Here is a 16,635-nt window from a genome sequence, read left to right on the forward strand (position 1 = left end):
AGGTCGGTTGAATGTTCTAGCGTGTAGAAGCAGGTATAGCTGACGGCAACGGAGGGCAACGATGGATCTTCGTACAAAAGGTTTCACGCTGATCGAGTTGCTGGTTGCGGTCGCGATATTCGTAACCCTGATCACTTTGGCGGTGCCTGCGTTTACCCGTTCGATACAGGGCAGCAGGGCCGATACCGAAATGGGCGACCTGCAACGAGCGATCAATTTCGCACGACTGGAAGCGATTGATCGGGGCGTGACGACGCGGCTGCGGCCGACGGCCGGGGGCAATGCCTGGACCGGCGAACTGTCGGTCTACGACAGTACTGGCACTTCGGCCAATGTGTTGCGGGTTGTTCCAGCCATGAGCAGCGGCGCAACTCTGGCGCTAACCTCTGGGGTGACCGCACTGGACTTCAACAATCTCGGCGGTCTGGCCGCGCCATCGACGGCGGTGGTCTTCAGTTACACCTTGGGAACGCAAAGCAGGACGCTGAATGTGTGTTTGAACGGACGAATTCAATTGGGTGGAAGTTGCGGATGAGGGCAGGGAGTAAAAACGCACAGGAAGGCATGACGCTGATCGAAGTGCTGGTCGCGTTGTTGATTCTTACGGTCGGGCTGTTGGGGGCGGCGGCCGTGCAACTCAATGCCCTGAAGTACACCGACAGCTCGCGCATGACCAGTCAGGCCAGTTTCATTGCCTACGACATGATGGACCGTATCCGCGCCAATTCCGGCGCCGACTACACCGTCACGCCACCGACGTCGGGCAACCTCAGCGTCGCCCGCGATCAGGATCTCTACGATTTCACCACCAACATCGTCGGTTTCGGCGGGCCGACGGCGACCGGCAGCATCACGCTCAACCAGCGGGTTTACACCATCACCATCACCTGGAGTGACGCGCGGGCAGCCAACACGGCCAGCGCTCAACGCAGTTTCGTGCTGACCAGTCGCGCTGCGGTCGATCCGGTGGCCACGCCATGAAGCGTCACAACCGCGGTTTTGGCCTGATCGAGATGCTGGTCGCCCTGGCACTGGGGCTGATTGTGGTGTTGGGCGTGGTTCAGACTTTCATCGCCGCGAAGAATACCTACGTCAGCCAGAACAGTGCCGCTGCCATGCAGGAAGATGCGCGTTTCGTGTTGAGCAAAATGATTCAGGAAATCCGTATGGTCGGGATGTTTGGCTGCCTTGGCACGATCACCGATGCCAGCACGTCAGGGGACTTCAGTGCGGCGCAGATCACGCCGATCAGTTGGGACAACGCGAACCTGAAACTGACGCTGGTCACGGCCGACATCGGCGGCAGCGGCGGCACACCGACCTGGACAGTGCTCTCCGATTGCCGCAACAGCGCAACGGCTTACACCGGTTTGCGAAGCCCGGCGACCGGGCAGATCGCTTTCCCGATTCGCCGTCTGCTCTACAGTTTCAGCAACAATCAGATTCTGATGGGCACCGGCAGCGGCACACCTGCTCAGCAAGTGTTGGTGAATAACGTCAGCGCTTTCAACGTGACTTTCGGTCTGGCCAGTTCAGCCACCGATGTGGCGGCTTCGACTTACAGTACCAACCCCGGTGATCCAGCACGGATCCGCAGCGTGCGCTTGAGCCTGACCCTCAACGACCCGAGCAAACGGGTGGCCGATCAAACCTTCAACGTGGTTGCGGCTGTCCGCAACCGCTTGCAGTGAGGGCTGCTCCTGTGAGGATTTCTTTCCATCAACGTCAGGCGCAACGCGGCATGGTGCTGCTGGTCAGCCTGGTGTTTCTGTTGTTGCTGACGATGATCGGCCTTTCGTCGATGCAAAGCGCCACCCTTCAGGAAAAAATGGCGGGCAGTGTGAGCCTGCGCAATCAATCGTTCCAGACCGCTGAAGCCGCGTTGCGGGTGGGTGAGAGTGCGGTGCAACTCGATACCTATACGCTGGCAGTGTGCAGCGGCACGACACAATGTGCGCCGCCGGCAGAGTCATCGGTGGTCAGTGCGGCCGGGTTCAATTCGACATCGGGCGTGACCTGGATCACCGCCGGTAACGGCTTCTATGGCGTGCAGAACATCGGCACGACGCTGACCGCTGTCAACGTGCCGAGCAACACCTCGGCAACGCTTTATCGGGTGACTGCGGTCGGCATTGCCGGCACTTCGCGCAGTGTGGTGGAGAGTGTCTATGCGAAGTATTAAGCGCTGCGCATCGCTGCTGTTCGGCATGCTGCTGGGGTTCTATTTGGCAACACCGGTCTATGCGTTCACACCATCCGACTCGCCGCTGTTGAGCGCTGCAGCAGTAGCGCCGAATGTGATGCTGCTTATCGACGACTCGGGAAGCATGAACAGCATCATTTATGCGCCGGGATTCGATCCTGCCGTTGACCGCACACCGGCACGACAGTGCAACGGTTTTTTCGGGTTGTGCTTCAGTTCGACGGAGATCAGCGGTAACACGGTATTTTTGTCGAGCCTGTCGACATCCGGGTGCTCCGGCGGAGCGTATGCGTTTTACAACAACAGTCTGACGCCGCTTTGCCTGAAATTGCCGGATCCGGTGGGTGGTGGCAACACGCGATACTCAGCAGACTACATTTCCTACGTGGTCGGCCTGGCCAGCGGCAGTAACCGTGACTTCACCATCGGAGCGATTCCCAACGACTACCGGATCAACGTCGCGCGCAACGTATCGACAGCTCTGGTGACCAGCAATCGTACACTGCGCATTGGCCTGTCGACGTTCAACCCGGTCACCAGCAACAACTCAGGCAATGGCGGTTACATCGCCCGCACCATCAGCGATCTGTCACCGGTGACCGGCAGCGTTACCCAGGCCCAGGCCGACAGCAACTACAACGCTCTGATCTCCTCGATCAACGGACTGAGCGCTGTGGCGAACACGCCGCTGGCGGAAACCTATTACGAAGTCACCCGCTACATGCGCGGTATGACGCCGTACTACAACAATTCGCCGAGCACCTACACCAGCCCGATCCACTATCGCTGCCAGAAAAATTACGGTGTGGTGATCACTGACGGGTTGCCGACATTCGACCGTACCTTCCCGACCAACGATCCGTTAGGCGGCAGCCGTTTACCGAACTGGGATGGCGTCAACAATGACGGCAATAACCTCAATGGCGACGATGAGGGCGACACACTCTATCTGGATGACATCGCCAAATTCGCTTTTGACATCGACATGCGTTCAACCGGTACGGACGCGGCGGGCAAGAGCTGGAATGCAGTGGATTTTCCCAAACAGAACATGAACACCTACACCGTGGGGTTCACCGCTGACAACGAGATGCTCTCCGATGCGGCCAGTTACGGACAGGGCAAGTACTATCAAGCGACCGACAGCACTGGGCTGAACGCGGCATTGTCGTCGGCGCTCAGCGATATTACGTCCAAGGCCGGCTCCGGCGGCAGCGGTGTCACCAGCGGCACTACACTCGCCAGCGGCACCAGCTATTTCCAGACCAGCTACGACCCCAAGGACTGGCGCGGCACGATCAAGTCCTTTGGCTTCACAGCGGCCGGGGCGGTGAACACGTCGGCGACACTCTGGACCACTGACACGACCATCGTGCCGGGGGCTACGGCGCCGATTTACCAATCCTGGAACACATCCAGCAATGCCGCTGTAACGCTGTCCTACGGTAACTTTTCCGCCACACAACAGACGACACTCAGTCAGGGCCTGCCCACCGGCATGACGGGTAACGATCTGGTGGAATGGAGCAAAGGGACCAACAAGGCCGGGTTCAAGGTTCGCAGTGTGTTGTTGGGCGACATCATCAACTCGCCACTGGTGCTGGCGTCGCCAACAGATAAAACCGCCTCAGACCTGTCCGGCGACACCACTTACAGCGCCTACCTGACCACCAAAGCGGCGAACATGAACGCCAGCCTTGTGGTGAATGCCAACGACGGTTTCGTCAACGTCATCAACTCGGCCAACGGCACTCGGCGCTACGCCTACATGCCGTCCAGTGTGTTGCCGTCGCTGCGCTTTATTGCCGATCCGACTTACATCAACGGTGTCAGCCACAAGTTTCTGGTCGACGGTCAGGTCGGCGTGTATGACGCCCAACTCAACAGCGCCTGGAAAACCCTGGCCATCGGTGGCACCGGTGCCGGTGGCAAGACGTTCTATGCGCTGCAACTGTTTGACGCGTCTGCGGGCAACGTTTTACGCGCTCTGTGGGAAGTCAGCGCACCGGCCACCGCCAGCACCGCCAACGCTTTTAATGATCTGGGTTACGCCTATGCCCGACCGGAAGTGGCACGCTTGGCCGATGGGCGCTGGGCGGCGTTCATTGCCAACGGTTATGGCAGCAACTCCGGGGTGGCCGCCTTGTATGTACTGGATGTACGTGATGGATCGTTGATCAGGAAAATCGTGATCGACAGTACAGAAACCACTAACGGTCTGTCCTCGGTGAAACTCAAGGTCAACTCGTCCAATGTGGTGCAGGCTGCCTATGGCGGCGACTTGAAAGGGCGATTGTGGAAGTTCGATTTGAGCGCGACGTCGACCAGCAGTTGGGGTGTAGCATTTTCCGGCAAACCGTTGTTCACCACGGCAGGTGGATCGACTCAGCCGATTACCGCGCAACCGTTGCTGGCAGACAACGCGCTGGGCGGCAAACAGATTTTCGTCGGTACCGGTAAATTCAACGAAACGGCAGATAAGACCAACAAGGATTTGCAGGCGTTCTACTCGGTGTGGGATGCCGATGGTGGCTCGGGGCAACTCACTGTCAGCAGTTTGCGGGCGCAGGCCGTCACGGGCGTATTCTCCGGCAGTTCCGGGCAATTCATTACCACCACCCAGAACGACACGACTTATCCGGGGGAGAAAGGCTGGTATCTGCCATTGGTGTATAACAACGCGCTGACCGGTGAGCGGGTGATCAATCAGGCCAGCCTGGTGCTCGGTCGGATCATCTTCACCACGGCGAGCGTCGATACCTCCGATCCCTGTGCCAGTTTCGGCACTGGCAAACTGGTCGAACTCGATGCGTTCAGCGGTAAGATGCTTAACTACGCGGTACTCGATACCAACGCCGATGGTGTGGTCGACAGCAACGACACGATTTCCAGTGGCGTTGTGTTTACCGGCGGTATCCCGACCCTGAATGCCATCGTCAACGGTGCAACGCGCAAGATCGTGAGTGACTCCAGTGGTGGCGTGACTACCCTGGTGGAAAAATCCGGCGGCGGCAGCCGTCGTATCATGTGGCGACAAATACAGTAAGTGAGAGTTTGAGGCATGCGCAGATTCAACCGAGGTTTTACCCTGATCGAAATCATGATCGTGATTGCGATCATCGGGATCGTCATCACCATCGGCTATCCAAGCCTCACCGAGTACGTTAAAAAGGGCCGCCGTGCCGAGGTGGTATCGCTGTTGTCGGAGCAGGCGCAGACCCTCGAGCGTTTCTACACCAAGAACAATGTCTACACCGGCATTACCGGGCTCAGCACAGGCAACGATTTCTACACCGTCACGCCGACCATTGCTGACCAGACCTTCCTGCTGACCGCCACCCGTAAAACGGGCACGGCCATGGCCACCGACAAGTGCGGGGACTTCACCCTCACCAACACCGGTGTCAGAAGCATGAACAACGCGACTACCGGGCTGACCACCAAGGATTGCTGGGGCCGCTGAAGCGCTTTTCTCAGGGTGCCTTTTGCGCCCACTGTCTTTTTTACGGTTGGATCAAACATGACCAGGCAACAGCAAGTGGTGATTGTCGGTGGCGGGGTAATTGGCCTGCTAACCGCCTACAATCTCGCCTCCGAAGTGCGCAGCGTGGTGCTGCTGGATCGCTCGAACGTCGGCCAGGAATCGTCCTGGGCTGGCGGCGGCATTGTTTCTCCGCTGTATCCGTGGCGCTACAGCCCGGCCGTTACCGCGCTGGCGCATTGGTCGCAGGATTTTTATCCACAGCTCGGCGAGCGCTTGTTCGCCGATACCGGGGTTGATCCCCAGGTGCATACTACGGGCTTGTACTGGCTGGATCTCGATGACGAGGCCGAAGCGCTGGCGTGGGCCAAACGGGAAAACCGTCCGTTGCAGGCTGTGGATATCTCGGCTGCCCACGAAGCGGTGCCGGTGCTCGGTGAAGGTTTCTCACGGGCGATCTACATGGCTGATGTAGCCAATGTCAGGAACCCACGGCTGGTCAAGTCGCTGAAAGCGGCGCTGCTGGCGCTGCCAAACGTGACCATTCACGAACAATGTGAAGTCAGCGGATTTGTTCGCGAGGGTGAGCGCGTCGTGGGTGTCGAGACATCCAATGGGCTGATCGCGGGCGATCAAGTGGTTCTGACGGCGGGCGCATGGAGCGGTGACTTGCTCAAGACGCTGGACCTGACATTGCCGGTCGAGCCGGTCAAAGGCCAGATGATTCTGTACAAGTGCGCAGCGGATTTTCTGCCAAGCATGGTGCTGGCCAAAGGGCGCTATGCGATTCCGCGCCGCGACGGGCATATCCTGATCGGCAGTACGCTGGAGCACGAGGGCTACGACAAGACACCGACCGACGTGGCGCTCGAAAGCCTCAAGGCTTCTGCGGTTGAGTTGTTGCCGGCGCTGGCAGATGCCGAAGTGGTCGGGCATTGGGCGGGGTTGCGTCCGGGGTCGCCGGAAGGTATTCCCTATATTGGCCGGGTGCCGGGGTTTGATCGGTTGTGGCTCAACTGCGGTCATTACCGCAACGGACTGGTGCTGGCACCGGCGTCGTGCCAGTTGTTTGCCGATGTGATGCTGGGACGGACGCCGATTATTGATCCGGCGCCGTATGCACCTGAAGGCCGTATCTAGTCAGGTATTCGTTGGCGTTTGCGTTACCGCTTTCGCGAGCAAGCCCGCTCCCACAGGGGGCTTGCTGTCCACACTATTCATGTACACCCTCTAAACCTGTGGAAGCGAGCCTGCTCGCGAAGGGGCCTCAATCCAGACCGAGCTTCTTCAGGCGATAGCGCATCGAACGAAACGACAGACTCAAGCGCTGCGCCGCCGCCGTGCGGTTCCAGCGGGTTTCCTCCAGCGCCTGCAAAATCAGTTTGCGCTCGACGTTCTCCAGATAATCCTCAAGATTGTCGATCTGCGTGAGGTCGGCAAGGCCGCTCTCGGCCGTGCAATTACCTTCGCTCAGTCGCAAGTCCCCCACCTCGATCACTCGGTTTTCGCACAATGTGTGCGCGCGTTCGAGGACGTTTTCCAGTTCCCTGACATTCCCCGGAAACCGGTAACTTTTTAGTGCTTCCAAGGCCTGTGGGTGCAAGCGTGCCGCCGGTTGGTCGCTGCCGCTGGCCAGGCGCTTGAGCATATGACTGGCCAGCACTTCAATGTCATCGCGTCGTTCGCGCAGGGACGGTACGCGCAGTTCAATCACGTTTAGCCGGTAATAGAGATCCTGACGAAAACGCTCGGCCGTAACCTGCGCCTCCAGATCTTTGTGTGTGGCGCAAAGAACCCGCACGTCGACCACGCTTTCCTGCTGGCCGCCAACACTGCGCACGGCTTTTTCCTGAATCGCCCGCAGCAGTTTTACCTGCATCGACAGAGGCAAGTCCGCCACTTCATCAAGGAACAACGTGCCGCGATTCGCAGCTTGAAACAACCCGGGTTTGTCCTCGACGGCGCCGGTAAAGCTGCCTCTGCGATGACCGAAGAATTCGCTTTCCATCAGCTCCGAAGGAATCGCCCCACAGTTCACCGGCACGAATGGCTGACTGGCGCGTGGTCCTTGTTCGTGAATCAGTCTTGCGACCAATTCCTTGCCGCTACCGGACTCGCCACTGATGTACACCGGCGCCTGGCTGCGGGCGAGTTTGTCGATCTGTTTGCGCAAGTTGCGCATCGGTGGCGATTCGCCCAGCAAGCGTCGATCAATCGATGTGCCGAGTCCGCCAGAGGCAGGCATGCGCAGGGCCGTGCCGACCAGTTCGCGCAGGCGAGTGAGATCGACAGGTTTGGTGAGAAAGTCGAACGCGCCGGCTTTGAGGGCGTTGATCGCCGTTTCCAGGCTGCCGTAGGCGGTAATCATCGCCACCGGCAGTTGCGGGTAACGTTGCTGGATGTGCTGCACCAGTTCCAGCCCCGTACCGTCGGGCAAGCGCATATCGGTCAGGCACAGGTCGAACGACTCGCTGTGTAACAGCGTCCGGGCTTCGCTGAAGTTGCGTGCGCTGAGGGTGTCGAGTTTCATCCGTCCCAAGGTGATTTCCAGGAGTTCGCGGATATCCGGTTCGTCGTCGACGATCAGGATTTTTTGCCGTGGGCTCGTGTTCAACTTTGTTTCCGTCCGTGAGCAAAGGTGATGCGAAAGCAGCCGCCGCCTTGGCGTGGTTTGAAGTCTAGGCGCGCTTGGTTGCTTTCGCACAGCTCACGGGACAGATAAAGCCCAAGGCCGGTGCCTTGGCTGCTGGTGGTGAAGAAGGGTTCGAACAGGTGCGCCTGTTCATCGGGCGGCACGCCGGGGCCGTTGTCCTGCACTTCGAGTGTCGCCAACTGGCTATCGGCATCGATGAACAGTGCCAGCCAGACCTCGGCCTGATCATGCAGCAAGGCGCTATGACGCCAACCGTTGCGTAACAGATTGTCGAGAATTTGCGTGAGTTGGTTGGGGTCCATCAGGGTGGTGAAGTCACCCGAGTTGATTCGCAGATGAATCTGCTGGCGCTCGGTGGCCTGTTCGCGGCTTTCGGCGACGAAGTTTTCCAGCCACGGCTTGAGTTCCAGCCGTTGGGGGGCGCTTTGCTGGCGGCGGGACAGTTGCAGGACGTTTTCGATGACTCGGTTCATGCGCTGGGAGTGATCTTGAATAATCTGCGTCAGACGCCGATCCGCGCTGTCGAGTTCCTCGGATTCACCCAATAGCTGCGCGGCATGACTGATGGCGCCCAGCGGATTGCGAATCTCGTGGGAGATGCCGGCAGTCAAGCGTCCGAGGGCGGCGAGTTTGAGTTGCTGGGCCTGTTGGGCGATCTGCGCCAGATCCTCGAGGAACACCAGGGTTTGCTGGTTCGGACTTTGCTCGAGTGCAATGAAGTTCGGTTGCAACTCCAGACCGTTGCCGGGAATTTTCAGACTCTGCGGGCGCAGGGTCGGGTTATTCATCCACAGTAGCAGGCGATCGACCAGCGCCGGCGAGTAGTCGTCGATCAAATGGCCTTGAAGACGGGCTTGCGCGAGCAACGTCTGGGCGCTGTGGTTGGCCAGTTGTACCCGCCGTTGCTCGTCGAGCACCAGAATCCCGGTGCGCATGCGTTGCAGGATCAACGCGTTGAGGGCTTCCAGGCCTACCACTTCGCTGGCGCGCTGTTCGGCCAGTGTTTCGCTGACTTCCAAGCGCCGGGCCAGTCCTTGCACCAACAGAGACGCGGCAAAACACAGGGCGCCGAGAGTGCCGGCCTGCAGGTATTCGTTGGCGCTCAGGGGATGGCTGAAATTCAGCACAAAACTCAGGCCGACAATACCGAGAGCCCCAATGGCGGCGATCAGCAGACCGATGCGTCGTCGTAGCAAGGTATTGCTGATGGCCACCGAGACAATCAGCAAATTTCCCAGGGCGCTGGCAACGCCACCTGCTGCATAGAACAGGCCGCACAGCAGTAATACGTCGACCAGCGCGAGACTGAACAGTTGCGCGGGGCGGCGGATGTTTTCCAGAAACACCACGAGCAGAATGTTGAGGATCAGGTACAGCCAACTGCCACCGCGCAGCAGATCGTCGTTGGCCGACGTCAGCAGACGGTTGTCCATGTTGCTGGAGATCAACAGCACCAACGTGATGCCGACACTTAAACGGTAGAGATGATAAAGGCGCAGCAGACGCTGAGCCTGTTTGCTGTTGGCGTTGGCGGCCTCAGCGATCACTGGGGCCTGGGCCTTGCTCAAGGTGAGCCTGGCTGCAATACCACTGTTGTTGAACGCTCAGCGCGCGGTCGCGGGGCAGGTGCACGCCACAATGGGCGCAACGCACCATTGGTGCGGCATCCTGTTCGCGAGGCGAGCGTGGAGATTGTGTGGACGAGGCGGATGCCTTGAATTTGCGCCACAGCCATACCGCAGCAAATATCAGGACGATCCAGAACAATAAACGAAACATGATGAGCGGCTTTCCGACTGATGATCCGGCAGTTTAGCCAAGGACCTGACAAGCGCACAGCCTATTAAAGCGCGGTAATGAAAAAGGGAGATCCGAAGATCTCCCTTTTTGTCCATCCGGTGTGATCAGTCGAACACGCCGAAAGTCATGTAGCTGAACCACGAACGGTCGCTGTTGCTCGACTCAGGTTCCGGCTCTTCAATCACGTCGCCGTTTTCGTCTTTAGGCTTGAGCTCGTTCGGGATCGCGTCTTTGGCGTCCTGGAACTGCTTCTGTACGTCCTGGTTGGCGCGGGTCTCGCCTGGCGGCAGCGGTGGACGCGACTCGATCAGACCGAGGGTCGCCTTGCTCAGGAACGAACGGTTGTCGGCTTCGGCGACCGATGGCACGAACTGACCGTCTTGCAGGCTCGGGTGGTTCGGGTAGTTGAGCTTCAGGGTTTCCAGGCTGGTGGCCGCCAGTTCGTCCAGGTGCAGACGCTGATAGGCTTCGGTCATCACCGCCAGGCCGTCACCGACCGATGGGGTTTCCTGGAAGTTCTCCACGACATAACGGCCACGGTTGGCCGCAGCAACGTAGGCCTGACGGGTCAGGTAGTAGTCGGCGACGTGGATTTCGTAGGCCGCCAGCAGGTTGCGCAGGTAAATCATGCGCTGCTTGGCGTCCGGCGCGTAGCGGCTGTTCGGGTAGCGGCTGGTGAGCTGGGCGAACTCGTTGTAGGAGTCGCGGGCAGCGCCCGGGTCACGCTTGGTCATGTCCAGCGGCAGGAAGCGCGCCAGCAGGCCGACGTCCTGGTCGAAAGACGTCAGACCTTTCAGGTAGTAGGCGTAATCCACGTTCGGGTGCTGCGGATGCAAACGAATGAAACGCTCGGCAGCGGACTTTGCAGCTTCCGGCTCGGCGTTTTTATAGTTGGCGTAGATCAGCTCCAGCTGTGCCTGATCGGCGTAGCGACCGAACGGATACCGCGACTCCAGAGCCTTCAGCTTGGCTGTGGCGCTGGTGTAGCTGTTGTTGTCCAGGTCAGTCTGAGCCTGCTGATACAGCTCGGCTTCGCTGAGGTTTTCGTCTACGACTTCCTTCGATGAGCAAGCAGCGGTCAATGCGAGGATGGCGATCAGCAGCAGGTGTTTCACTTGCATGGCGGCTTGCGTCCCTATGACGGCCGCTGTCTTGGGCGGGGCCGTCCTGTTATGATGAGCGCCCCGTTGAAAAGCCTCGGGGCAAAAGACGCCGTATTTAACCACAAGCGCGCAGCCGAAACCAAAGGCTGTGCCGACGCCCAGTCAGAGCATGTCCGATAAAATTGAACTTCGCGCAGAGGTGCCGTCCGATTTGGGCGGCCAACGCCTCGATCAAGTCGCCGCCCAACTCTTCGCTGAGCACTCACGCTCGCGCCTATCCGCCTGGATCAAAGAAGGTCGCCTGACTGTGGACGGGGCGGTCATCCGCCCTCGCGACATCGTGCATGGCGGTGCCATCCTTGAGCTGACTGCCGAGCAGGAAGCCCAGGGCGAGTGGATCGCCCAGGACATCGAACTCGACATCGTCTATGAAGACGACGACATTCTGGTGATCAACAAGCCTGCGGGCCTGGTGGTGCACCCGGCTGCCGGTCACGCCGACGGCACTTTGCTCAACGCTTTGCTGCACCACGTGCCGGACATCATCAATGTCCCGCGCGCCGGTATCGTGCATCGTCTGGACAAGGACACCACCGGTTTGATGGTGGTGGCCAAGACCATTCAGGCGCAGACAAAGCTTGTTGCACAATTGCAGAGCCGCAGCGTTAGCCGCATCTACGAGTGCATCGTGATTGGCGTGGTGACCGCCGGTGGCAAGATCAACGCCCCGATCGGCCGTCACGGCCAGCAGCGCCAGCGCATGGCGGTGATGGAAGGCGGCAAGCCTGCCGTCAGCCACTACCGCGTGCTGGAGCGTTTCCGTTCCCACACCCACGTTCGGGTGAAACTGGAAACCGGCCGTACCCACCAGATCCGCGTGCACATGTCGCACATCAACTTCCCGTTGGTCGGCGACCCGGCGTACGGCGGTCGTTTCCGCATTCCGCCAGCCGCAAACCCGACCATGGTCGAGTCGCTCAAGCACTTCCCGCGTCAGGCCCTGCATGCGCGCTTCCTTGAACTGGATCATCCGACGAGCGGTGAGCGCATGAGCTGGGAATCGCCGCTGCCGGAAGACTTCGTCTGGTTGCTGACCCTGCTCAAGCAGGATCGCGAGGCTTTCGTCGGATGAACTGGCTGACGCCGGACTGGCCTGCGCCGGCCAGCGTCAGGGCCTGTGTCACCACCCGCGAGGGTGGTGTCAGCGAGGCACCGTTCGACAGCCTCAATCTGGGCGATCATGTTGATGATCGCCCGGAGGCTGTTGCCGAAAATCGTCGGCGTCTGACTGATCACTTCTCTATAAAGCCTGCCTGGTTGCAGCAAGTTCACGGCATTTGCGTGGCGCATGCTGATCCGGGCGTGGTTGCAACGGCTGATGCCAGTTGGTCGGCAACCCCCGGTATTGCCTGCACGGCAATGACGGCCGATTGTTTGCCGGCGCTTTTCTGTGATCGCGCCGGCACCCGCGTTGCAGCGGCCCATGCCGGTTGGCGTGGTCTGGCGGCCGGTGTGCTCGAAGCCACGCTGGATACGCTCGATGTCCCGGCACAAGAGGTGCTGGTCTGGCTCGGTCCGGCCATCGGCCCGCAAGCGTTTGAAGTTGGCCCGGAAGTGCGGGAGGTCTTTATCGATCAACTGCCCGAAGCGGCGACAGCCTTTGTCCCGAGCCACAATGCGGGCAAGTTCATGGCTGACATCTATAAGCTGGCCCGCCTGCGTCTTGCAGTTCGTGGTGTCACTGCGGTTTACGGCGGCGATTTCTGCACCGTGACCGATCCGCGTTTCTTTTCTTACCGCCGTGCGTCGCGCACGGGTCGCTTTGCCTCCCTGGTTTGGCTCACCCGCTAGACTTGCCTGACCTGCATCAACTCTCCGCCGCTTGAATCTCGCAGAATCGACCGCATCTACAGTGGTATCTGGCAGGTTTCTTCATTCAGGATGGTTTTCAGGTCCGGCCTGCTCAAAAGGAAGGTGACCCATGCGTATAGACCGTTTAACCAGCAAATTACAGTTGGCCTTGTCCGACGCCCAATCGTTGGCTGTCGGCCATGATCATCCGGCCATCGAGCCGGCGCACTTGATGCAAGCCATGCTTGAGCAGCAGGGCGGTTCGATCAAACCTCTGCTGATGCAGGTGGGCTTTGACATCAATAGCTTGCGTAAAGAGCTGACCAAAGAGCTCGACCAATTACCGAAAATCCAGAACCCCACCGGCGACGTCAACATGTCGCAGGACCTGGCGCGTCTGCTCAACCAGGCTGACCGTCTGGCTCAGCAGAAGGGCGACCAGTTCATCTCCAGCGAGCTGGTGCTGCTCGCCTCGATGGATGAGAACAGCAAGCTCGGCAAGTTGTTGCTTGGCCAAGGCGTGAGCAAGAAAGCGCTGGAGAACGCGATCAACAACCTGCGCGGTGGCGACGCGGTCAACGACGCCAACCATGAAGAGTCGCGTCAAGCGCTGGATAAATACACTGTCGACCTGACCAAACGTGCCGAAGAAGGCAAGCTCGATCCGGTGATCGGTCGTGACGATGAAATTCGTCGCACCATTCAGGTTCTGCAACGCCGTACCAAGAACAACCCGGTGCTGATCGGTGAACCCGGTGTGGGTAAAACCGCGATTGCCGAGGGCCTGGCCCAGCGCATCATCAACGGCGAAGTGCCGGACGGCCTCAAGGGCAAGCGTCTGCTCTCGCTGGATATGGGCGCATTGATTGCCGGTGCCAAGTACCGCGGTGAGTTCGAAGAGCGCCTGAAATCGCTGCTTAACGAGCTGTCGAAGCAGGAAGGGCAGATCATTCTGTTCATCGACGAACTGCACACCATGGTCGGCGCCGGTAAAGGCGAAGGCTCAATGGATGCTGGCAACATGCTCAAGCCAGCGCTGGCTCGCGGCGAGTTGCACTGCGTCGGGGCGACCACGCTCAACGAGTACCGCCAATATATAGAGAAGGACGCAGCCCTCGAACGGCGCTTCCAGAAAGTATTGGTGGATGAGCCAAGCGAAGAAGACACCATCGCGATCCTGCGTGGCCTCAAGGAGCGTTACGAGGTTCACCACAAGGTCGCGATCACTGATGGTGCAATCATCGCAGCGGCCAAGCTGAGCCATCGCTACATTACTGATCGGCAACTGCCGGACAAGGCCATCGACCTGATCGACGAGGCCGCCAGCCGTATCCGTATGGAGATCGACTCCAAGCCGGAAGTGCTGGATCGTCTGGAGCGCCGCCTGATTCAGTTGAAGGTGGAATCGCAGGCACTGAAGAAAGAAAGCGACGAAGCCGCGATGAAACGCCTGGAAAAACTTCAGGAGGAAATTGTCCGTCTCGAGCGTGAGTATTCGGATCTGGAAGAAATCTGGAACTCGGAAAAAGCCGAGGTACAGGGTTCTGCACAGATTCAGCAGAAGATCGAACAGTCCCGTCAGGAGTTGGAAGCGGCGCGCCGTAAAGGCGACCTGAACCGCATGGCCGAGTTGCAGTACGGGGTGATCCCGGATCTGGAGCGCAGCCTGCAAATGGTCGATCAGCACGGCAAGAGCGAAAACCAGTTGCTGCGCAGCAAGGTGACTGAGGAAGAAATCGCTGAAGTCGTGTCGAAGTGGACCGGCATTCCCGTGTCGAAAATGCTCGAAGGCGAGCGCGACAAGCTGATGAAGATGGAAAGCCTGTTGCACCAGCGTGTGATCGGCCAGGACGAAGCGGTCGTGGCGGTGGCCAATGCCGTTCGGCGTTCCCGCGCCGGGTTGTCGGATCCGAATCGCCCGAGTGGCTCGTTCATGTTCCTCGGCCCGACCGGTGTCGGTAAAACCGAGCTGTGCAAGGCGCTGGCTGAATTCCTCTTTGATACCGAAGAGGCGATGGTGCGGATCGACATGTCCGAGTTCATGGAGAAACATTCCGTGGCACGATTGATCGGTGCGCCACCGGGATACGTCGGTTACGAAGAGGGCGGTTATCTGACCGAAGCGGTACGGCGCAAGCCTTACTCGGTGATCCTGTTGGACGAAGTCGAGAAAGCGCACCCGGATGTGTTCAACATCCTCCTGCAAGTGCTTGAGGATGGTCGCCTGACCGACAGCCACGGTCGTACGGTGGACTTCCGTAATACCGTGATCGTCATGACGTCGAACCTGGGGTCAGTGCAGATTCAGGAGCTGGTGGGTGATCGTGAGGCGCAACGTGCGGCGGTGATGGATGCGCTGACCAGTCACTTCCGTCCGGAGTTCATCAACCGGGTTGACGAAGTGGTGATCTTCGAGCCTTTGGCGCGGGATCAGATCGCGGGCATTACCGAGATTCAGTTGGGCCGTCTGCGCAGTCGTCTGGCCGAGCGCGAATTGAAGCTGGAGCTGAGTCCGCAAGCGATGGATAAGCTGATTGCCGTCGGTTACGACCCGGTCTACGGCGCGCGACCTTTGAAACGGGCGATCCAGCGCTGGATCGAAAACCCGCTGGCACAATTGATCCTCTCGGGGCATTTCATGCCGGGGGACACGGCAACCGGTACCGTTGCGGACGACGAAATCGTTTTCAACTGAGCCGCAGCGTCAATGAAATAAGGAAGGCCTCGCTTTGCGAGGCCTTTTTTTCGCCAGGCTGTTGAACTCAAAGGAAAAGGCTTGTAAAGTGCGCCCCGCAGTCAGTCACCCACAAGGTTTCAGCTCACTGAGCAGAAATCTGAAATAAGTTGCAAATCATTAACTTGAAAGCGATTTAGGGGGTTGACAGAGGTGATCTAGGTTGTAGAATAGCGCGCCTCAGACACACGAACGCAGCGATGCGAACAAGGGTCTAAGAGCTGTAAGTTTCACCGTTGTAAATTGAAATATGTAGTTCCGTGATAGCTCAGTCGGTAGAGCAAATGACTGTTAATCATTGGGTCCCAGGTTCGAGTCCTGGTCACGGAGCCAATTTCAAACCGGGGTATAGCGCAGTCCGGTAGCGCGCCTGCTTTGGGAGCAGGATGTCAGGAGTTCGAATCCCCTTACCCCGACCATTTTTGGGTCGTTAGCTCAGTTGGTAGAGCAGTTGGCTTTTAACCAATTGGTCGTAGGTTCGAATCCCACACGACCCACCATTTTTGAAACCAGTTAGCGCTGGGATCGAATCTTAAGATCAGAGGCCAAAAGCGCTGATCGAAGAAGGCGATCTTTGAAAGGATCGCCTTTTTTTTACCGGGGTATAGCGCAGTCCGGTAGCGCGCCTGCTTTGGGAGCAGGATGTCAGGAGTTCGAATCCCCTTACCCCGACCATATTAAAAATCCTCGTATCGAAAGATACGGGGATTTTTTTTGCCTTCACGAAAGACAAATCCCTTCAAGTCATCGTACAACTTGCCGATAGCCCGCTAACAAGAGGGGCTGCCATTGCTTTGCCCCTTGATTCTG

14 protein-coding genes and 4 tRNA genes are annotated in these 16,635 nt (G+C 58.8%); 14 read left to right on the top strand and 4 right to left on the bottom strand.

The features are described 5' to 3' along the window. Window positions 1–61 precede the first annotated feature (61 nt). From AACY02_RS15895 to thiO, 7 genes are read left to right on the top strand one after another with little or no spacing between them, the layout of a single operon-like run. The gene (locus tag AACY02_RS15895) at window positions 62–535 is read left to right on the top strand and encodes a GspH/FimT family pseudopilin (RefSeq protein ID WP_221730095.1); all 474 of its coding nucleotides are present in this window, start codon (window positions 62–64) and stop codon (window positions 533–535) included. Next, complete coding sequence (gene pilV, locus AACY02_RS15900; protein ID WP_339432771.1) at window positions 532–981, top strand: type IV pilus modification protein PilV; 450 nt, start codon at window positions 532–534, stop codon at window positions 979–981. Before AACY02_RS15895 ends, pilV begins: the two co-directional genes overlap by 4 nt. Beyond that, window positions 978–1,691, top strand: coding sequence for a PilW family protein (locus tag AACY02_RS15905; RefSeq protein WP_221730093.1), 714 nt, complete (start codon window positions 978–980; stop codon window positions 1,689–1,691). Before pilV ends, AACY02_RS15905 begins: the two co-directional genes overlap by 4 nt. A gap of 50 nt (window positions 1,692–1,741) precedes the next feature. Continuing rightward, window positions 1,742–2,182 (top strand): pilus assembly PilX family protein, encoded by a 441-nt coding sequence (locus tag AACY02_RS15910; RefSeq protein ID WP_339432819.1) that lies wholly within the window; start codon window positions 1,742–1,744, stop codon window positions 2,180–2,182. Next, window positions 2,169–5,249, top strand: coding sequence for a pilus assembly protein (locus AACY02_RS15915; RefSeq protein ID WP_339432772.1), 3,081 nt, complete (start codon window positions 2,169–2,171; stop codon window positions 5,247–5,249). The genes AACY02_RS15910 and AACY02_RS15915 overlap by 14 nt, the downstream gene beginning before the upstream one ends. Window positions 5,250–5,264: 15 nt before the next feature. Then, the gene (locus tag AACY02_RS15920) at window positions 5,265–5,666 is read left to right on the top strand and encodes a type IV pilin protein (RefSeq protein ID WP_221730090.1); all 402 of its coding nucleotides are present in this window, start codon (window positions 5,265–5,267) and stop codon (window positions 5,664–5,666) included. Window positions 5,667–5,723: 57 nt separating this feature from the next. Then, a complete protein-coding gene (gene thiO, locus AACY02_RS15925; RefSeq protein ID WP_339432773.1) occupies window positions 5,724–6,824 on the top strand; it encodes a glycine oxidase ThiO in 1,101 nt (366 codons plus the stop codon). Window positions 6,825–6,951: 127 nt separating this feature from the next. Here the strand turns inward: thiO and AACY02_RS15930 are convergent, their stop codons facing one another. The 4 genes from AACY02_RS15930 to AACY02_RS15945 form a co-directional block, all read right to left on the bottom strand. Continuing rightward, a complete protein-coding gene (locus AACY02_RS15930; protein ID WP_339432774.1) occupies window positions 6,952–8,298 on the bottom strand; it encodes a sigma-54-dependent transcriptional regulator in 1,347 nt (448 codons plus the stop codon). Beyond that, entirely contained in the window at window positions 8,295–9,884 is a 1,590-nt protein-coding gene (locus tag AACY02_RS15935; protein ID WP_339432820.1) for a sensor histidine kinase, read from the bottom strand. The genes AACY02_RS15930 and AACY02_RS15935 overlap by 4 nt, the downstream gene beginning before the upstream one ends. Then, on the bottom strand, window positions 9,874–10,116 hold the full coding sequence (locus tag AACY02_RS15940) for a PP0621 family protein (protein ID WP_339432775.1): 243 nt from the start codon (window positions 10,114–10,116) through the stop codon (window positions 9,874–9,876). The genes AACY02_RS15935 and AACY02_RS15940 overlap by 11 nt, the downstream gene beginning before the upstream one ends. 125 nt (window positions 10,117–10,241) lie before the next feature. Further along, entirely contained in the window at window positions 10,242–11,258 is a 1,017-nt protein-coding gene (locus tag AACY02_RS15945) for an outer membrane protein assembly factor BamD (protein WP_339432776.1), read from the bottom strand. Window positions 11,259–11,409: 151 nt separating this feature from the next. Between AACY02_RS15945 and rluD the strand changes: the two genes are divergently transcribed. From rluD to AACY02_RS15980, 7 genes are all read left to right on the top strand, one after another. Continuing rightward, window positions 11,410–12,372, top strand: coding sequence for a 23S rRNA pseudouridine(1911/1915/1917) synthase RluD (gene rluD, locus AACY02_RS15950; RefSeq protein WP_003228314.1), 963 nt, complete (start codon window positions 11,410–11,412; stop codon window positions 12,370–12,372). Beyond that, window positions 12,369–13,091 (top strand): peptidoglycan editing factor PgeF, encoded by a 723-nt coding sequence (gene pgeF / locus AACY02_RS15955; RefSeq protein WP_339432777.1) that lies wholly within the window; start codon window positions 12,369–12,371, stop codon window positions 13,089–13,091. The genes rluD and pgeF overlap by 4 nt, the downstream gene beginning before the upstream one ends. A 130-nt stretch (window positions 13,092–13,221) precedes the next feature. Continuing rightward, complete coding sequence (clpB, locus tag AACY02_RS15960) at window positions 13,222–15,786, top strand: ATP-dependent chaperone ClpB (protein ID WP_339432778.1); 2,565 nt, start codon at window positions 13,222–13,224, stop codon at window positions 15,784–15,786. A 296-nt stretch (window positions 15,787–16,082) separates the two neighbouring features. Next, window positions 16,083–16,158 (top strand) — tRNA-Asn (locus tag AACY02_RS15965). A 9-nt stretch (window positions 16,159–16,167) separates the two neighbouring features. Further along, window positions 16,168–16,244 (top strand) — tRNA-Pro (locus AACY02_RS15970). 5 nt (window positions 16,245–16,249) lie between these two features. Next, window positions 16,250–16,325: transfer RNA gene (locus AACY02_RS15975), tRNA-Lys, on the top strand. Between the two features lie 98 nt (window positions 16,326–16,423). Continuing rightward, window positions 16,424–16,500: transfer RNA gene (locus tag AACY02_RS15980), tRNA-Pro, on the top strand. The last annotated feature ends 135 nt before the right edge of the window (window positions 16,501–16,635 follow it).

The organism is Pseudomonas sp. EA_65y_Pfl2_P78, assembly GCF_963970495.1.
Taxonomy (GTDB): domain Bacteria; phylum Pseudomonadota; class Gammaproteobacteria; order Pseudomonadales; family Pseudomonadaceae; genus Aquipseudomonas; species Aquipseudomonas baetica_A.